Origin of the sequence: Methylophaga frappieri (assembly GCF_000260965.1) — a bacterium.
Classification (GTDB): domain Bacteria; phylum Pseudomonadota; class Gammaproteobacteria; order Nitrosococcales; family Methylophagaceae; genus Methylophaga; species Methylophaga frappieri.
On the sequence record NC_017856.1, the window covers coordinates 2,177,435 to 2,196,422 of the forward strand.

At 49.4% G+C, this 18,988-nt stretch carries 16 protein-coding genes and 1 pseudogene; 8 read left to right on the forward strand and 9 right to left on the reverse strand.

The window, feature by feature from the left end; translation table 11 throughout:
• Positions 1-38: 38 nt before the first annotated feature.
• Entirely contained in the window at positions 39-512 is a 474-nt protein-coding gene (ssb, locus tag Q7C_RS10475; protein ID WP_014704739.1) for a single-stranded DNA-binding protein, read from the reverse strand.
• Between the two features lie 42 nt (positions 513-554).
• Positions 555-1,931 carry an MFS transporter gene (locus Q7C_RS10480; RefSeq protein WP_041367129.1) on the reverse strand — a complete coding sequence of 459 codons (1,377 nt, stop codon included), beginning with the start codon at positions 1,929-1,931 and terminating at the stop codon, positions 555-557.
• A gap of 104 nt (positions 1,932-2,035) precedes the next feature.
• Here Q7C_RS10480 and uvrA point away from each other — a divergent pair, with 104 nt between their 5' ends.
• Entirely contained in the window at positions 2,036-4,801 is a 2,766-nt protein-coding gene (gene uvrA, locus Q7C_RS10485) for an excinuclease ABC subunit UvrA (protein WP_420795002.1), read from the forward strand.
• Positions 4,798-5,415 (forward strand): CYTH domain-containing protein, encoded by a 618-nt coding sequence (locus Q7C_RS10490; protein WP_014704742.1) that lies wholly within the window; start codon positions 4,798-4,800, stop codon positions 5,413-5,415. Before uvrA ends, Q7C_RS10490 begins: the two co-directional genes overlap by 4 nt.
• On the opposite strand, the gene Q7C_RS10495 is transcribed toward Q7C_RS10490, so the two are convergent.
• The 3 genes from Q7C_RS10495 to gshB are packed head-to-tail and all read right to left on the reverse strand — an operon-like array spanning position 5,412 to position 8,403.
• Entirely contained in the window at positions 5,412-6,422 is a 1,011-nt protein-coding gene (locus Q7C_RS10495) for an energy transducer TonB (RefSeq protein ID WP_014704743.1), read from the reverse strand. The genes Q7C_RS10490 and Q7C_RS10495 overlap by 4 nt on opposite strands.
• Before the next feature lie 14 nt (positions 6,423-6,436).
• On the reverse strand, positions 6,437-7,462 hold the full coding sequence (locus Q7C_RS10500; RefSeq protein WP_014704744.1) for an FAD:protein FMN transferase: 1,026 nt from the start codon (positions 7,460-7,462) through the stop codon (positions 6,437-6,439).
• On the reverse strand, positions 7,453-8,403 hold the full coding sequence (gshB, locus tag Q7C_RS10505) for a glutathione synthase (RefSeq protein WP_014704745.1): 951 nt from the start codon (positions 8,401-8,403) through the stop codon (positions 7,453-7,455). Before gshB ends, Q7C_RS10500 begins: the two co-directional genes overlap by 10 nt.
• 214 nt (positions 8,404-8,617) lie before the next feature.
• On the opposite strand from gshB, the gene glyQ reads away from it, so the two are divergent.
• From glyQ to Q7C_RS10530, 5 genes are read left to right on the forward strand one after another with little or no spacing between them, the layout of a single operon-like run.
• A complete protein-coding gene (gene glyQ / locus Q7C_RS10510) occupies positions 8,618-9,547 on the forward strand; it encodes a glycine--tRNA ligase subunit alpha (protein ID WP_014704746.1) in 930 nt (309 codons plus the stop codon).
• Entirely contained in the window at positions 9,544-11,613 is a 2,070-nt protein-coding gene (gene glyS / locus Q7C_RS10515) for a glycine--tRNA ligase subunit beta (protein WP_014704747.1), read from the forward strand. Before glyQ ends, glyS begins: the two co-directional genes overlap by 4 nt.
• Before the next feature lie 12 nt (positions 11,614-11,625).
• Positions 11,626-12,162, forward strand: a complete 537-nt coding sequence (gmhB, locus tag Q7C_RS10520) for a D-glycero-beta-D-manno-heptose 1,7-bisphosphate 7-phosphatase (RefSeq protein ID WP_014704748.1) — start codon at positions 11,626-11,628, stop codon at positions 12,160-12,162.
• Positions 12,162-12,908 carry a lysophospholipid acyltransferase family protein gene (locus Q7C_RS10525; RefSeq protein WP_014704749.1) on the forward strand — a complete coding sequence of 249 codons (747 nt, stop codon included), beginning with the start codon at positions 12,162-12,164 and terminating at the stop codon, positions 12,906-12,908. Before gmhB ends, Q7C_RS10525 begins: the two co-directional genes overlap by 1 nt.
• Before the next feature lie 2 nt (positions 12,909-12,910).
• Entirely contained in the window at positions 12,911-14,986 is a 2,076-nt protein-coding gene (locus tag Q7C_RS10530; RefSeq protein WP_014704750.1) for an EAL domain-containing response regulator, read from the forward strand.
• 43 nt (positions 14,987-15,029) lie between these two features.
• Here Q7C_RS10530 and htpX read toward each other — a convergent pair whose 3' ends face one another.
• Positions 15,030-15,899 (reverse strand): protease HtpX, encoded by an 870-nt coding sequence (gene htpX, locus Q7C_RS10535; RefSeq protein WP_014704751.1) that lies wholly within the window; start codon positions 15,897-15,899, stop codon positions 15,030-15,032.
• Between the two features lie 60 nt (positions 15,900-15,959).
• On the reverse strand, positions 15,960-16,751 hold the full coding sequence (locus tag Q7C_RS10540; protein WP_041366702.1) for an ATP-grasp domain-containing protein: 792 nt from the start codon (positions 16,749-16,751) through the stop codon (positions 15,960-15,962).
• Here Q7C_RS10540 and Q7C_RS13705 point away from each other — a divergent pair.
• A complete protein-coding gene (locus Q7C_RS13705; protein WP_014704754.1) occupies positions 16,691-16,831 on the forward strand; it encodes a hypothetical protein in 141 nt (46 codons plus the stop codon). The two genes, Q7C_RS10540 and Q7C_RS13705, sit on opposite strands and share 61 nt — an antisense overlap.
• A 232-nt stretch (positions 16,832-17,063) precedes the next feature.
• Here the strand turns inward: Q7C_RS13705 and Q7C_RS10545 are convergent.
• Both Q7C_RS10545 and Q7C_RS10550 read right to left on the reverse strand, forming a co-directional pair.
• Positions 17,064-17,970 (reverse strand): annotated as a pseudogene (locus Q7C_RS10545) (NAD(P)-dependent methylenetetrahydromethanopterin dehydrogenase).
• Complete coding sequence (locus Q7C_RS10550) at positions 17,963-18,982, reverse strand: beta-ribofuranosylaminobenzene 5'-phosphate synthase family protein (RefSeq protein ID WP_041366703.1); 1,020 nt, start codon at positions 18,980-18,982, stop codon at positions 17,963-17,965. The pseudogene Q7C_RS10545 and the gene Q7C_RS10550 overlap by 8 nt, the downstream one beginning before the upstream one ends.
• Between the last annotated feature and the right edge of the window lie 6 nt (positions 18,983-18,988).

An 18,988-nucleotide genomic window follows, 5' to 3' on the forward strand; every position in this document is an offset into this window, starting at 1 on the left:
TTATTTGGTTTTATTTACAAAACTATCGTAGGTGTAAATTAGAACGGAATATCATCATCATAAAAATCGTCATTATTACCGCCGTAATCGGGGCCGGCTGTGGCTGAAGCGGGTTGGCCACTTGGCGCGTTATTTTGCGCCGGACGGGGTTGATCATAACTGCTGTCGCCGCCACTACCGCCTTTGCTATCCAACATGGTCATTTCATTACCAACGATTTCCGTTGTGTAGCGGTCTTGGCCATTCTGATCTTGCCATTTACGGGTTTGAATACGGCCTTCGATATATACTTGGCTGCCTTTGCGCAGATATTGTTGGGCGATTTCGCCAAGTTTGTTACGCAATACAACGCGATGCCATTCGGTGCGTTCCTGACGCTCTCCCGATTGTCTGTCACGCCATGATTCGGTTGTGGCAATTCGCAGGTTGCAGATTGAGCCGCCATTTGGAAATGCCCGGCTTTCAGGATCAACACCGAGTCGGCCGACCAGAATTACTTTATTTACAGACATGATGGGTTCCTTTGATCTTAGGTTGCGTCATTTTACGCAGATTCAGCGGATGGATTCCAATTCATTCAACTCTATCTCATCGGCAACGAATTTGACGTAGGCAAGTTGATCTTCCACCACCAGAACCGTTTCAACAACGCCTGAAATTGCCGATAAACGGTGTTGGTAAGACTCCGCTGTTGTTGCAGATAAACCGGGTAAGGGCACAATTCGATGGCTGTAATGCACCAGTGGCCGCATGCGCCACATCATCATTAGCCAGACAACACATAGACTCAGTGCGAGTAGAAAAACACCCTGAATATCAGCATAGCTATATATTAATCCGCCCAGCACGCCACCGAGAAAGGCGCCAATAAATTGCGCGCTCGCATAAACGCCCATTGCCGTGCCTTTGGATTGCAGCGGACTTAATTTAGACATAACCGATGGCAGGCTGGCTTCCAGTACATTAAAAGCGGTAAAAAATAACCAAAGACAAACCAGTAATAAAATGAGAGATTGAGGCTGCGTTGCCCAGCCGATTTGCGCCAAGGCCAACACAGCGATAGCGCCCAGCATGACCGGTTTCATTTGTCGGCCTTTTTCCGCTAATAAAATAAACGGCACCATGGCGACAAATGCCAGTAGCAAAACAGGTAAATAGGTTTGTGCCAAGTCTGATTTGGCAATACCGGCGTAATCTTGCAGGGCAATCGGTAAGGCAAAGAAACTTAGCGTCAATAACAAATGCAAAAACAAAATGCTGAGGATGACTCGCATCATTGGTGCGTTGCTCAACACTGAGCCAAGTTGCGCACGGGCAGGTTGCATTTCTTGATGAATTTTAAGGCGATAGGGGTTCGGCACCCACCATGCCAACACAATCATACCTAATATTGCCATCACTGCCGTTGCCCAGAAAATACCAGCCAGACCCAGCCAGTTTTCCAATGCCGCGCCGCTTGCCAATGCGATCGAAAAAGACAACCCAATGCTGATGCCAATTGCGGCCATGGCTTTGGTGCGGTGTTGATCACGAGTTAAATCTGCGGTGAGCGCCATTATGACGGCGGCAATAGCGCCACTACCCTGTAATAAGCGGCCAGCTATCACGGTATAAATTGATTCGGCCATTGCCGCGAGGACGCTACCCAAAGCAAATAAAATCAACCCGACAAAAATCACTTTTTTTCTGCCAATTCGGTCGGATAACATGCCGAAAGGAATTTGCAAAACCGCCTGTGTTAAACCATAGGCGCCAATAGCCAGGCCGATTAGTAATGGTGTGCTATGGGTGTAGGTTTGCGCGGATAAGGAAAACACGGGCAGAATCATAAACAGACCCAGCATCCGTAAGGCGAAAATCAGGGATAAGCCAGAAATCGTGCGTTTTTCCGACACGCTGAGTGCGGCCGATGTGGTTTGTTTTTGCGTCATGATAGTGGGACAGCGTATATTGATCGGTTTGATTTTACTACGGAACATGCATGAAAAAAATCAGCATTCGCGGCGCCCGTACGCATAATCTTAAAAATATTGATGTGGAGTTGCCGCGTGATGCCTTGATCGTCATTACCGGTTTGTCCGGGTCCGGCAAATCTTCGCTGGCGTTTGACACCCTGTATGCAGAGGGACAGCGTCGTTATGTCGAGTCACTTTCTGCTTATGCGCGGCAATTTTTGTCGATGATGGAAAAGCCGGATGTCGATCATATTGAAGGTTTATCACCCGCAATTTCTATTGAACAGAAATCGACCTCGCATAATCCTCGGTCAACGGTCGGCACGATTACCGAGATCTACGATTATCTCCGTTTGCTTTTTGCGCGCGCTGGTGAGCCACGTTGTCCCACGCATGATCAACCCTTAGCCGCGCAAACCGTCAGTCAGATGGTGGATAGCGTACTGGCGTTGCCTGAAGGAAAACGACTGATGCTGTTGGCGCCGGTCATTCAGGATCGTAAAGGCGAACACCGAGATTTACTGGAAGAATTACGGGCGCAGGGCTTTGTGCGTGCAAGAGTGAATGGTGAGGTGATTGAACTCGACAATCCACCCGAGTTGGAATTACGAAAAAAACATACCATTGAAGCCGTCGTCGATCGGTTTAAGGTGCGAGAAGATATTCAGCAGCGCTTGGCGGAGTCATTTGAAACGGCGCTCAAACTGGCAGATGGCGTCGCTAAAGTGGTGTCGATGGACGATGCGGATGACGTCATGCTGTTTTCTGCAAAGTTTGCCTGTAGTACATGTGGGTATTCCATTGCTGAGCTGGAACCACGGATGTTTTCTTTTAACAACCCGGCTGGCGCTTGTCCGACATGTGATGGTTTAGGCGTTAAGCAATTTGTTGATCCAGCGCGTGTGGTTGCCCATCCCGAGCTCAGTTTGGCGGATGGTGCCATTCGTGGCTGGGATCGGCGTAATGCCTACTATTATCAAATGTTGCATGCTTTGGCGACGCATTACCAATTTGATCTCGAGCAACCCTTTGACGCGTTGCCTGAAGCTATTAGGCAAATCATTTTGCATGGTAGTGGCCGAGAAGAAATTGATTTTAGTTACTTCACAGACCGTGGCCGACGCATGACGCGTAAGCATCGTTTTGAGGGCATTATTCCCAATCTGCAACGTCGTTATCATGAAACGGATTCGGGCAGTGTTCGAGAAGAACTGGCACGGTTTCACTCAGTGCGAACCTGCCCAGAGTGTCAGGGTGCACGGCTGAATGAAGCGGCACGGCATGTCTTTATTAATGAAACCAATTTACCGGCGATTACTGCCTTGCCAATTGGTGAAGCCAAAACCTTCTTTGAACAGTTGCGTTTGACTGGGCAGCGTGCCGAAATCGCGGGCAAAATCATCCATGAAATCAGTGCGCGACTAAGCTTTCTGGTCAATGTCGGCCTGGATTATCTAACGCTAGCCCGCAGTGCAGAAACTTTGTCAGGTGGTGAGGCGCAACGGATTCGTTTAGCCAGTCAGATTGGCGCGGGTTTGGTCGGAGTCATGTACATATTGGACGAACCCTCTATCGGCTTGCATCAACGTGATAATGATCGGCTGCTGGCCACGCTGACGCGATTGCGTGATTTGGGCAATACGGTGATTGTGGTTGAGCATGATGAAGATGCCATTCGCAGTGCGGATTATGTTTTGGATATTGGCCCGGGGGCGGGTGTGCATGGTGGCGCTATTGTTGCTCAGGGTTCGCCAGACGACATTATGAAAAGTGAGCATTCGCTCACCGGGCAGTATTTGTCGGGCCGTCGTCAAATTGCGGTTCCTGCCAGCCGGGAATCAGCCCATGCCGGAAAAGTTATTGGGTTGCGCGGCGCTTGTGGCAATAACCTGAAACAGGTTGATGTCGATATTCCCATTGGTTTAATGACTTGTGTTACCGGTGTTTCCGGTAGCGGTAAGTCAACATTAATCAATGAAACGCTGCTAAAGCTGACTGCCAAAACCTTGAATGGTGCTTCAGATGAACCGGCACCACATACTGAAATACTGGGTTTGGAGCAGCTGGACAAAGTCGTTGCCATAAATCAAAGCCCGATTGGTCGGACACCGCGCTCTAATCCTGCAACCTATACCGGTTTGTTTACGCCCATTCGCGAATTATTTGCTGGAACGCCTGAAGCGCGTTCCCGTGGCTATGGGCCGGGACGTTTCAGTTTTAATGTTAAAGGTGGGCGTTGTGAAGCCTGTCAGGGAGATGGCCTGATCAAGGTGGAAATGCATTTTCTGCCTGATATTTATGTGCCTTGTGACGTGTGTAAAGGACAGCGCTATAACCGCGAAACGCTGGATATTCGGTACAAAGGGAAAACCATTACCGAAGTGCTGGACATGACTATCGAAGAAGCCAATGTGTTCTTTGAAAATATTCCGGTGGTGGCAAAAAAATTACAGACGTTGATTGATGTGGGGCTGACCTATATCAAGTTAGGACAGAACGCGACGACCCTGTCGGGCGGTGAGGCGCAACGCGTCAAGCTGGCGAAGGAATTGTCCAAGCGCGATACTGGTAAAACATTGTATATTCTTGATGAACCGACAACCGGACTGCACTTTTTTGATATTGAACAATTGCTGAAAGTACTGCATCACTTGCGTGATCGGGGTAACACCATCGTCGTCATTGAGCATAATCTGGATGTCATCAAAACGGCTGACTGGATCATCGATATGGGGCCGGAAGGTGGGTCTGGTGGTGGTCAGGTTATTTGTAGTGGCACACCGGAAGAGGTTGCCAAGGTTACCCACTCACATACAGGACATTACCTCAAGGCATTGCTGTCATGAGTCTGGAACAAGAAATTAAATTGGCCGTCTTGCAAGACACAGAAATCGATCTTGCTGCGTTGGATTGGTTACAGTCATCAGTAACCAAGCAAAAAACACAGGCATTACGAACCGATTATTACGATACGCCAGAGTTTACGCTACGAGATCAGCGTATCGCGCTGCGGTTACGTCAGGTCGAAGGCCAGTGGGTGCAGACGGTAAAAACAGCTGGGCAGGTCAAAGCCGGATTACATCAGCGTGAGGAATGGGATCAGCCTTTGTTAACCGGAGAATTTGATCAGGCCTTATTGCGCCAAACACCGCTGGCGCCCATTGTCGATGATCCGGGAAAATGGCGGCGTCTTGGTTGTATTTTCAGTACGCAGTTTACCCGTGTCACTTGGGACTTACAGATTGACGATACCTTGGTCGAGCTGGCTTATGATCGCGGATGGGTCAAAGCTGGTGGCCGACAGACGCCGATCCATGAAATCGAGTTGGAGCTACGCCACGGTGAGTTAACGGTGTTATCCACGTTGGCGCAGCAGTTGAAAACGGCGTTGCCACTGCGAGATAACCCAGTGAATAAAGCCCAGCTTGGCTACGATTTATTAATGCCTGCCAAGGATTAGCGCGCAGATAAGCCGCGCTGAGTCTCAAATTTCCAGGTTCGGATAATGGTCAACATGTCATTACCTTTCAGCACATCGTCAGGGATATTGGCATAAGGCGCGCCCATACGGACGATTTTAATTGCGGCCTCATCCAGCACCTGATGCCCGGAAGATCGCGATACAACAATACCATCGGCTGGCACACTGCCATCAGGGCGAATATCAACTGATAACATCAGACTGCCGTTGATATTTTGATCGCGCGCCGCCTGCGGATAATTCATATTGCCAAGCCGTTCGACTTTTCTTTCCCACGCACGCATGTAAGCCGCAGCGGTGAACTCTTTGGTCGCTGCTGAAATGCGCCGTTTTTTGGGCTTATTACTCAGTACGTTACTGTTTTTAGCCAATTGATTTTGCAGGTCATCAATATTGGTTTTTGCCCGGGCAATTAATTCTTGTGCACTCGGTCTGGGCGGCACGGATTCTGGTACAGCATTGTCGTGCGCTGCAGAGGCAGCATCCACACTTTCCACTTGTTCTGATGCGCTATCTGTTGTGATTTTTTCGGAAGCGACCGTTGGTGTCTCGGCGGGCGGAGTAACAACAGGTTTTGGTTCGACAACCGGTTCTGGTTCGGGGGCTGGCTCTGCTGCAGGTTCAATGGGTGTCGGTGCTTCGGGTATAGGTGAATCGGACACCTGTTCAAGCACGGCCGGTGGGGATGCCTCTGGCTCAGGTTCAGGCAAGGGTCTGTCAACCGGTACTAATGGCAGCGGTTCGGGTTCTGGCTCCGGTTTTTCCTGTATGCCACCACCCAGATTATTCGCTTGCGCTAAAAAATCGGCTTGCTCGGGTTGATCGAGGGTCTGTTGTTTGACAAGGGTGATATCCAGCGTATTTTCAGGGGCATTGGTGGGTGGCGAAAAGACATTAAAGCTGACATTCAGGACAATAATGACATGCAGCAAGACGGATAACAGCAGCATCCATATCAGACAGTCATTGTTGTCAGCTTGTGCCATCGTACGTTTCCAGTCTAGCGGATAGATCGAATCCGCGGTTCGCCGTCATAGTTAATTATCTTTATTCGTTCTGCCATAACTGGACTCAGCTCCAGTTGACCGGAAGCCGTTACCAGCATGACTGCTTCTAGTCCCATTTTCGCCGCCAGTTTGGGCCAATCGTTGCCGGCAACAAACAAGGCTGTGGCAGCCGCATCGGCTCTGGCCGCATTGTTATCAATCACGGTGACTGACATGGCTTGATCCGCGGGATAACCGCTACGCGGATCAAGTATATGAGAGTAACGTTTACCATCATATTCGAAAAAACGTTCGTAATCTCCAGAGCTAAATACACTCTCGTCATGCCTGACTTCCACAGACGCCAAAACCCCTTCTTGCCGAGGGTGTCGAATACCAATATTCCAGGCGCGACGCCCATGCTGACCGATAGCACGTAAATCACCACCAATATTGACAATGGCGTTATCAATTTGTCGTGCCTTGAGCAGGTCGATAGCCGCATCAACAGCGTAACCTTTGGCAAAGCCACCAAAGCCGAGTTTGGCCATGGGGTTGTCGCTGTATAACTGATCCTCTCGGATCACAATGTCAGTCATATCCGGGGCGGCGGCCAGCCAAGCATTGATGGCAGAGGATTGGGGGGGCGGTCGGGAACTGAACCAGTCGTCTTGTTCAAATCCCCATAAACTAAATAGCTGACCCGCTGCCGGATTAAAAAGTTGTTCACTGTCTTTAGCCAAGGCTTGTGCCTGAGCAATGACCTCAGCGACATTTTCGTCAACAGCAATCGGTTCACCAGCAGCAATGGCAGCATTGATTTCTGTTAGCAGACTGGGTTGCCAGGCATGCCAAAGGTCATTGACGCCGGTAAAAGTTGTTTCCAAGTCCGTTATCGCCTGTTCAAATGTCGCCCTGTCTTCATTGTAAATACTGATGTCGATTTCCGTGCCAAAAGCGAAAATTTTCGCTTGTTGAGTCGTACTGTCTTGGCAGGCTGTTAGCAATACGAGGCTAACCCACAATAAAATCAGTCGCATAGTTTGGCCTCAATGGCATCCATTAATTGATCGGCAATATCTAGGTCAAATAATTTGTCTAATTCACGAATACAGGTCGGACTGGTGACATTAATTTCGGTTAAATAATCACCAATGACGTCTAAACCAACGAAGATTAATCCTTTTTCACGTAATTTTGACCCAACTTGCTGACAAATCCAGCGGTCTCTCTCTGTCAGAGGACGTCCCTCGGCGCGGCCGCCGGCCGCCAGATTACCGCGTGTTTCTCCTTCAGCGGGAATACGGGCCAAGGCATACGGAATCGGTTCACCATTGATCAGCAAAATACGTTTGTCACCCTCACGGATAGCCGGCAGATACTGCTGTACCATCACGGATTTTGTGCCTTTTTCGGTCAGGGTTTCAACAATGACTGAAAAATTGGGGTCACCTTGCATGACCCGAAATATAGATGCCCCACCCATGCCATCGAGCGGTTTAATAATGATATCGCCATAGTCAGCCTGAAACTCACGCATCAGGGATTTTTGGCGCGTTACCAGTGTGGGCGGACAGCAATCCGGAAACCAGGCGGTAAATAATTTTTCATTGGCATCACGCAGGCTCTGCGGATCGTTGACGATTAATACGCCCTCCGCTTGAGCTTGCTCTAACAGATACGTACTGTAGATATATTCCATATCGAAAGGCGGATCTTTACGCATCAAGATCGCATCGAGGCTGTTGAGTCTGCTGATTTGCGTTTCCTGCAATTGATGCCAGTCGCTCGGATCATCTCGCACTGAAACTGCCGTCAGGTTTGCCATGACCTTGCCTTCCCGTAAAAACAGGTCATCTTGTTGAATATAAAAGAGTTGCCAGCCGCGAGCTTGAGCGGCCAGCATCATGGCGAAGCTACTGTCTTTTTTGGTGTTGATGTCCTGAATCGGATCCATCACGATGCCAATACGTCTGGTCATGCTTTGATTTCCTGTTTGTGATCTGGGGCGCGTCTATCTTTCATATTGATCACTCGGCAGCGATGAAAAGGAGACACGCCTCGGCTATTGTAACGTAATCAATTGGCTGAATTGTCGTCACCTCGGTAACAGTGACACATTGTCAGCTCTACAAGCCGGCCTCAGATTCGCTATAATCACGACATTTTATAATTCAATCATAAAGAGAGTTCTGATGACTGAACCGGCGGTGTCGGCGGCTACGCCAAAAACCTTTCAGGAACTGATTTTGCGATTGCAACAGTACTGGGCTGAACAAGGCTGTGTATTGCTGCAGCCATATGACATGGAAGTCGGGGCTGGGACTTTTCACCCCGCAACCTTTCTGCGAGCGATTGGGCCGGAACCCTGGAGTGCCGCCTATGTGCAACCATCACGCCGACCTACGGATGGTCGCTATGGTGAAAACCCGAACCGGCTACAGCATTATTACCAGTTTCAGGTGGTGATTAAACCGTCGCCATTAGAAATACAGGCACTGTATCTTGGCTCTTTACGAATGTTAGGTATTGATACTTCGGTGCATGATATTCGTTTCGTTGAAGATAACTGGGAATCACCTACGCTGGGTGCCTGGGGACTGGGTTGGGAAGTCTGGCTAAATGGCATGGAGGTCACGCAATTTACCTATTTTCAACAGGTTGGCGGTCTGGAATGTAAACCGGTAACCGGTGAAATCACCTATGGACTGGAACGGATTGCCATGTATCTGCAAGGGGTGGAAAGCGTCTACGACTTGGTGTGGGCTGATGGTCCTTTAGGAAAAGTCACTTATGGCGACGTGTTTCTGCAAAATGAAGTCGAAATGTCGGCCTATAATTTTGAACATGCCGATACGGCGCATTTGTTCTCACTGTTTGATACCTGTGAAAAGGAAAGTGAACGCATGATTGCTGCAGGGTTACCACTGCCTGCTTATGAAATGGTGCTAAAAGCATCGCATACATTTAACCTTCTGGATGCGCGCAGAGCGATTTCCGTCACTGAGCGGCAACGTTTTATCCTACGAGTACGGACTTTGGCGCGTGCTGTTGCGCAGGCTTATTATGACCGACGCGAGTCGTTAGGCTTTCCGATGATGGCATCACAGGAGGCCAGCGCATGAGTCAGCAGGACTTTTTATTTGAACTCGGCACAGAAGAGCTACCGCCAACTACCTTGCAGAAACTAAGCAAAGCGTTGTTACAAGCCGTTGAGCAGGGATTAAAGGCGGCCGAATTAGCCTTTTCTGAAACGCATGTTTACGCAGCGCCGCGTCGATTAGCCGTGACCGTTTTTGATTTGCAAACCCGACAGGCAGACCGCCAGGTTGAACGGCGCGGGCCGGCTGTGGCGGCTGCCTTTGATGAAGAGGGGCAACCGACCAAAGCACTGCAAGGCTTTGCCAAGTCGTGCAACACCCGTATTGATGCGTTGGAAACCCTGGAAACAGACAAAGGCAAATGGCTGGTCTATCGTCAGCAAGAGTCTGGTTTGCCGGCGACCGTATTGTTACCACAGATTATGCAACAGGCGCTTGATGCCTTACCCATCGCCAAGCGGATGCGCTGGGGCAACTCGGATGCCGAGTTTGTCCGGCCGGTACATTGGTTAGTGATGTTGTTGGGGGATGTCGTGGTGCCAGCGACATTGCTGGATACCGAAGCGGATAGAGTGAGTTACGGCCATCGTTTCCATTTTCCGGATGCTATTCGCATAGATAGTGCTCGAAGCTATGCTGCACAATTGGCCAACACCGGTTATGTTATCGCTGACTTCGCCGAGCGTCGAGATAAGGTTCGCCAGCAAGTGGTTAGGCTAGCTGAAGAGCTTGGCGGCGAAGCTATTATTGATGCTGATTTACTTGATGAAGTAACCGGGCTGGTGGAGTGGCCAGTGGCGATTGCCGGCAGCTTTGATGAGCGCTTTTTATCATTGCCAGCTCAAGCATTGATTTCATCAATGCAGGGCCATCAAAAATATTTTCCGGTACAGAATCAGGCGGGTGAATTGCTGGCGAACTTTATTACGGTCAGTAATATTGAAAGCCAGGATACCGCGCAGGTGATTGCCGGTAATGAACGGGTGATTCGGCCGCGGCTTAGTGATGCGGCGTTTTTCTGGGATACCGATCGCAAGCAGCCACTGGCATCGCGTCAGGAGCAGCTGAAATCCATCGTGTTTCAACATCAATTGGGTTCGATTTACGATAAATCGCAACGTGTTGCTTCATTAGCAAGTCATATTGCGCAGCACATGGCTGCCGATGCGGCATTGGCAAAACGTGCCGCTGAGTTAGCCAAATGTGATTTGGTTACGGAAATGGTGGGTGAGTTTCCCGAGCTGCAAGGCATCATGGGGCGTCAATATGCACTGTTGGATGGTGAGCAGGAAGCCGTGGCCACGGCGTTAGATGCGCAATACATGCCACGCTTCGCCGGAGATGATTTACCTGCCGATGCAATTGGCCAGTCAGTGAGTCTGGCTGAAAAACTGGATACGTTGGTTGGGCTGTTTGGTATTGGTCAACCCCCATCTGGTACCAAAGATCCCTTCGCCTTGCGACGCGCTGCATTGGGGGTATTACGTATCCTGATCGAAAAACAGCGTGACTTGGATCTCGGTGACTTGCTGACAACTGCCGTTGCCGGATTGACTGACAAGTTGACGGAAAAAAACACCGCTCAGCAAGTTCAACACTATTTATTCGAGCGTTTACGTGGCTATGTGTTAGACAATGGTCATACTGCCGATGCTTTTGATGCGGTATTGGCTTTGGCGCCGAGTCGACCGTTGGACTTCATGCAACGTCTGGAAGCAGTCAAGTATTTCCGACAATTGCCAGAGTCTGGTGCATTAGCGGCCGCGAATAAGCGCATTGATAATATTTTGCGCAAAAATGATGCTGTTGATGTCATTCAACCAGTTCAGGCTGTTTTGCTGGAGGAAGCTGCCGAGCAAAAACTGGCTAGCGTTGTTGCGGAGACCACAACCGCAGTGGCGGCGATGGGCAATGATTACCAACAAATCTTGCAAACGCTGGCAACACTTCAAGCACCTATCGATCAGTTTTTTGATGAGGTGATGGTCATGGCTGATGATGACGCCGTTCGTCAAAACCGGTTAGCCTTGCTCAATCAAATCCGAACACTATTTTTGGGTGTCGCGGATATTTCCTGTTTACAACAATAAACGGAGCCACTTATGTCGCTGATTATTCTGGACCGTGATGGTGTGATTAATCACGACTCGCTGGCGTTTATCAAATCGCCAGCAGAGTGGGAGCCGATTGAAGGGAGTCTGGAAGCGATAGCCCGTTTGAATCAGGCTGGCTATCGGGTTGTGATTATTACCAATCAGTCTGGCATAGGTCGAGGGTTACTTGATGTGGAGATGCTGAATCGTATCCACAGCAAAATGCGTCGGATGCTGTCTCAGGTGGGGGGGCGTATTGAGGCAATATTGTTTTGCCCAGATGGCCCGGATGTTGATAGTCCTTGCCGCAAACCGAATCCAGGCATGTTTTTGGATCTAGCACATCGCTTGCGCTTAAATCTGGCGCAGGTGCCGGCGGTGGGGGACTCACTCAGAGATCTCCAGGCAGCCGAGGCAGCCGGGGCAAGGCCCATTCTGGTCCGAACCGGCAAAGGTATGCAAACCTTAGAGGCCGGCATACCAGATAAGGTGGCAGTTTATGACGATTTGGCCGCAGTCGTGGATGCGCTGCTGGATCAAGATTGATGATTTGGTTGCGATCGTCGCTGTTTTTTGTCTGTTATTGTCTGACAGCGATACTGTTTTCATGTCTGAGTGTGCTGCTCTGGCCGCTACCCTTTTCATGGCGATACCGCGCGATTAGCCGTTGGGCTGTCTGGAATATCTGGTTATTGCGCTGGGTTTGTGGCGTGCGATTGGAAGTCACTGGCGCAGAGCATATTCCCGAGCAAGCCTGCGTGATTTTATGTAAGCATCAATCTGCTTGGGAAACGTTAGCTTTGCAGGCAGTCTTTCCGCCACAGGTTTGGGTATTAAAGCGAGAATTACTATGGATCCCGTTTTTTGGCTGGGGGCTGGCATCTTTAAAGCCGATTGCCATTGATCGAAAAGCAGGTCGGCAGGCATTATCGCAGATCATTGAACAAGGCAAACAACGGCTAAAACAAGGGATTTGGGTAGTGGTTTTTCCAGAAGGCACGCGCATACCGGTAAGGCAGCAAGGGCGTTTTGGTATTGGTGGCGCAAGGTTGTCGGTTGAAGCTGGTGTACCGGTGGTGCCTGTTGCGCATAATGCCGGTTATTGCTGGCCGAAACGGGGCTTTTTAAAACACCCGGGGGTGATTAAGATGGTTATTGGCGCCAGTATTGAGACGAAGGATCAATCAGCGGCCGAAATTAACCATCAGGCAGAAATGTGGATGACGGCAACAATGACAGAGCTGGAGGGATTGCCGCCGGCAGTTACCCTAAAACGGGATAAAAAGGATTAACAGTGGCACGATCTGAAGGCATCCTGCGGTTACTGATTGTGGATGATTCGCTGACTGATAGTGAGGCGGTCATTAATGTGTTACGTAGTGCAGGCCATGCGGTTAGAGCAAACCGAGAGGATCGATTCGATGCGCTGGAGCAGGTACTGAGTAATCAAACCTGGGATTTGTTAATTTGCCGTGATCATCTGCCAAGTTTACCGCCACTGGACATCATTAATCTGGCACAGCGGTTAGGTAAAGATTTACCTTGTATCGTGCTTTGTCAGGATCTCACATTATTGCCAGCACTGTTTCATGGCGGTGCCCATGATGTGGTCAGCTATCAGGATGTGGAGCGATTGCAATTTGCGGCGGCGCGAGAAATTACCAGTTTACAGGTGCGCCGTTTGGCGCGGCGAAATGAACGTGCTTTGCGCGAGAGTGAAAAACGTTCTCAGGCGTTGTTAGAAAGTTCGCGTGATGCGGTAGCCTATATGCATGAAGGCATGCATATTTATGTTAATCGGGCATATTTGAATCTATTTGGTTATGAAGAAGCAGAAGATATTGATGGCCTGCCGATCCTCGATTTGATTGCGGCAGAAGATCACAATAAATTTAAAGCGGTGTTTCGTCAGTTTACCGAAACCGCCGATGCCTTACCTCAAACTGTGGCCGTGCAGTGTTTAAAAGAGGAAGGACACAGATTCAGCGCCAATATCGAATTTTCCCATGCGCGAGTTGAAGGCGAAGATTGCACACAGGTCGTTATTCGCGATGAATCGGTGTCGAGTGACGATAGCAACAAATTACAACTGCTGCGGGATCATGATTTATTGACCGGGCTGTATAGCCGTGCCCGATTTGAAGATGAAATGGAAAAAGCGATTAGTGCTGCAGCAGAGGGGCGCGGTGATGCTGAATTGCTATTTATCGTGCTTGATGATTTCCAGGCCATCAAAGCCCAGGTTGGTCTTGGCACCAGTGATGTCGTGATCAAAAGCATCGCGGAGCTGCTGCGCCGTACTCTCATTGAAGGCGAAGTGTTAGGCCGTTATGCCGATCAGGTTTTTACAGTGATTGTGCCTAGCGCGAATGAGCGTGAAGTCGATCAGCGCGCTGAAATCTATCGACGCGTGGTTGATGATTATGTGTCTCAGGCGAATGGCAAAATTATTGATCTGCACTGCAGTATCGGTATCAGTCGTATTACAGAGAATATTGCCAGTGCTGCAGCGGCATTGGAAAACGCGGACAGAGCTTGCGTTCGTGCGCAGCGAAGTGGCGGCAATCAAGTGGCCCGCTATCAACCAGACACGGAGACCGCTTCGGCATCCGCCCAGCAGTGGCAGACAGTGCTGCAGTCAGCGCTTAAGGAAAATAACTTTTTCCTTAATTTTCAACCTATTATCAGTCTTCATGGTCCAGAGCAAGAATTATATGAAGTCTTATTAAGACTCACCCTGCCTTCCGGAAAAACAATAAAGGCAGATGATTTTATTGCGTCTGCGGCGACTTTGGAGATCATGGCCGAAGTAGATAAATGGGTGATACGACAGGCATTACAAAGCCTGAAACAAGTTCAGATCCCGCATCCTAAAACCCGTTTCTTTATCAAGTTGTCAGAGCAAACACTGCATGAAACCGGCTTTGTGGATTGGTTATCTGCCACATTGCAAGCGCATGACATCAAGGGAAGCGCACTGGTATTCGAGATTAGTGAAACCGCTGCGGTTGATAATCTGGAACAAAGTAAACAAACCATCAGTCGTCTGAAGGAAATTGGTTGCGAGTTTGGTTTGGAGCATTTTGGCAGTGGTATCGACTTCTCCCATAGTTTGACGATACTGGACGTTGATTATCTGAAAATTAACGGTAACTTTGTTGAGAATATGGCTCAGGACCCTGAAAATCAGACTGCAGTTAAAGCTATTATTGAAATGGCCCGCCAAGCGAAAAAATATTGCATTGCGGAATTTGTCTCGGACGCAAACAGTTTGGCCCTGTTGTGGCGATTTGGCGTCGATTATGCGCAAGGCTACTACATCCAAGAGCCTGCAGCGGAACTCTACTATAACTTTGATGATGAGGCCTGATACGAGGTAAGTATCCTCCTCGTATCAGACTTATTCACAATGATCACTGTTGCAGTGCTTCAATTCGCGATGCCAGTGGTGGATGGGTCATAAACAGTGCACTTAAGCCGCCGCGACCGCCCGATATGCCAAAAGCATGCAGTTGATCCGGTAACGGTTCGGTACTGGTGCCGGCGAGGCGTTTAAGTGCAGCAATCATCTTGGGAGCACCCACCAGGCTGGCAGCGCCGGCATCAGCACGATATTCGCGTTGGCGACTAAACCACATCACGATAATACTGGCCAGAATACCCAGCACCAGCTCCGCGATGATGGAGGTTATCCAAAATGCCGGGCCATGGCCGTTTTCCGTTTTAAACACAACACGATCAACCAAGTGACCGACAACTCGGGACAAGAAGATCACAAAGGTGTTCACTACACCTTGAATTAATGCCATGGTCACCATATCACCGTTGGCAATATGACTAACTTCATGGGCCAGCACAGCTTCCACTTCCTCTTCAGTCATGGCCTGCATTAACCCCGTACTTACAGCAACCAATGCATTGTTACGGTTGGCACCCGTAGCGAAAGCATTGGGTTCGGGGGCATTGTAAATCGCGACTTCGGGCATGCCGATCCCCGCTTGCTTTGCTTGACGGGCTACAGTATCAAGTAGCCATTGCTCTGTGCGATTGCGAGGCTGTTGAATGACTTGGGCACCGGTCAGACGTTTTGCCGTCCATTTCGATATCAATAAGGAGATAATCGAACCACTGAAGCCCATGATGGCAGCCATAATGAGCAGGGAATTAGTATCTAATCCACCTTGCGCGTCGAGCATGCCATCAATGCCAAATAATCGCATGGTGAAACTGAGCACTGCCAGTACCGCGATATTGGTCCCTAAAAAAAGCATTATGCGTGTCATTGTTATTTTCTCCGACAAATTATTATTGTTGTGATGTAAATGGTGTTGCTGATGTCCTTTTCAATAGTTCAGACATTGTATTTGCAGTTCTGTTGCCAAGCGATGACAGTAAGGTAAAAGTGCAGCAAGCGACGTCTTTACGGGATAAAGAAAGCTGCACAAAATATGGTTCTCAGGAATCCGCTGTCCAACCGGTGGTAAATCATGACAGTTAGCCGGCCAGTTAAACTGGTCTGGGATGCGAATAGGTCTTGCCGTAAAACAATAATAGAGTAGCTGGGGCGGACAAACTGGCAGCGCTGGCAGGCTTGGCAGTTGTCCCTGACAAGCATCGAGATGCCATTGAATCAGGGGCCACGTGATTGGCAGGCATTGCATGCTGGCGGAAGGACGTGGATTGATTTCCAGAATATGAATCTGGCCTTGCTTATCTATTATAAAATCCAGCGAACAAAAGCCGCGCAATGACAGCGCTTCGGTCAGTTGTTGGCAATAATCAGTTAGCAATCGTTGCTGCGCAGTGTCTAAATCCAGCTGATTGGTGATGGCCAGTAATTGAAAGTCATGTTGGGATGTATTGCGACAGATCTGTTCATTAAAACTCATGATCTGACAGCGCTGACCATTGGCTAAAAATAATACTGAGGCGCTGCGTCCCTGGAGCCGGCGTTGATAATATTCCTGATTTTCAAGACAACGATTTGCAGGAAAAATGTGTGTGCCGCCCCAAGCAGGCCAGCGTTTTATCAGCCAGTGTTGAGGATCTGTAGGCGGGGTTAGCTGCGTGTCAGGTGTTGCGATATTCAGAGACTGCGTTAATTTTTGCCAAGCCGGATGCCTCAGATGGGGCAAACAGTGTGCTGGTAGCGTATTGGCAAGCCGAAGGTATGCTGGCAGAACAATATCGAACAGTGCTTCAAAACCGGTTGTAAAGATAAGGGTTGCCGGCTGCTGATCTGATAATTGCGCAATGCATTCATTAAGTTCTTCAGAATTATCTACTGCCAGGTCAGGCAGCGGTAACCATTTGTCCGCGACCGCACGGGTATCTGTATCGCCAAAGGCATCCGCAACACGAACAGAGTAGCCTGAACGTGTTGCGGCTTCAGCGAAAAACCGGCCGCTTTGGCCGATAATGAGTAGACGGGGTTTACAGGTCAGACGTCAAACCAGCTTTCGCGCCCCATCAAAGGCATTGCGAAAATCGAGGTAAACAGCTTTATCACTCTCCAGAGTTTCCTTGAGCAAGGCCTGCTGTAATTTATATTTAATATTACCGACCGCCAGAGCACCAATACCTACGGCATCTGGAGCATTGGTCGCAAATTTGAGTGGCTCGCCATCATGCATCAATTCCAGTCCTTCGATACCAAGTGGCGCCACCGCGTTTACATCACCGGCAACCTTAAGGTTTCTTGCGTCTTCAAGTACGGAAGCACTGAGCACTTGTACACCTGCTTTAGCAGTGCAGAAAACGACGTCAGCGGTACTGAGCAAACGCGCCTTATCCGCATCAGAAGCGGCGGTAGTTGCTTTTAGATCAACGCCATAACGTTTTTTCATTTCTGCAGCAAGTTCCAACGCGGTATCAATCGAAAAATGATCGACAATCGTCGTGTCAGTGCCTTGCTGAGCGGCAATGACAGCTGTGGCCAGACCGACAGGACCGGTGCCACCAAAGACCACGGCTTTACAATTTTTATAATCCTGATTGAAATGCTTTTTTAACTCACGTTCGACACAGGCGACCAGTGCTGCAGCAGTTGTGAACGCGCCACTGGGATCAGCCATCACAGAAATTTCAAAGGGCGGCGACATCGCTTTTTTGGCAGCATCCAGCATATCCATTGCCAGTCCAATATCCCGTCCACCGATAAACATGCCGGTTTTTTTTACGCCGGCAGGACCACGAGAAAAAAATCGCATCCTGAGTCAGCCCTGCCACCTCTTTAAGCTCGACATGACTATAAGGGATTAAGGCATCGTAGCCGGCATCCAGTGCCATATTGATGTCGAAAGGACTATTATGCTTCATGGGGTTAAGCATATGAATAATGGGACGTTTAGCCATGGTGACTCCTTAATTGAGTAAATGGGGTTTCCGGACAATCACGGATAATTTGAGCGGGTTTTTGGGTGGCAGCGGTAACATGAAATTGCAAACCTCGCATTTCCGTTTGCTGGCATTGCGCCTCAAGTGCCGCTTTAAGCGTTGTAGCCGCTTCGGGGCTATCGACAAAAACACAGCCAGTCGGCCCCCAAGAGCTTTGCGCAATGCCTCGATGCCCCATATTTCGTGCAAGATGCAGGAGTTGTGCGACGCGAGGACTGGTAAATTGACCACCTTGTGCTGGCGCGAAATATTCACCGATTAAGGATTGAATATCAGTAATCGCGGCGCCAAATGCATCAATATTAGCCTCAACCAGCGCAGGCAATAATTGCATCAATGTGAGGTGACAGATTGCTTGGCTGTCAGTCGCTGAAAATCGTGGCAGTGTGGTAAAAGCCTTTTTTTCAGCTTGACCATGCACGCCTTGGTAATGCGGATCCATAATGAGCAAAATTCGCCAGGATTCCGGAAAAGCATGATGCATTAACAAGGGCGGTACATCGCTGCTATCTGCGAGTCCGCCATCAACGACAAAACCACCACGCTCAAAGGTATTAATACCGATACCAGAACGTTTGCCTCGTCCTGTCAGTTGGGCAATTTGACTGCTGTTTAAGGTGACACCATAAAATGCTGCCAGTGCATGACCGAGCGAAATGGCAAGTTGCGTCCCTGAGCCTAATCCGGCATGTTCGGGAATCATTTCTTGCAATTGAATATGCGGTGATATTGACTGGCCTGGACGGTGTTGCTGAAGTCGGGCAATAATCTGCTCCGCCAATGTCTGAACCTTCAAACCTATCGCTTCATTTGCCTGACCAGTGATTTGCAGGTGATCACCAGGATGCACTTGTAGTCTGACTCGATGGCTGTCGATAGCCATCCCAATGCTGCCGTAACGACGCCCAAGGTTCGCGCCCAGATCCAGAAAACCCAGGTGTAATCGCGCTGGCGCAGTCACTGTTATCATGAGGCT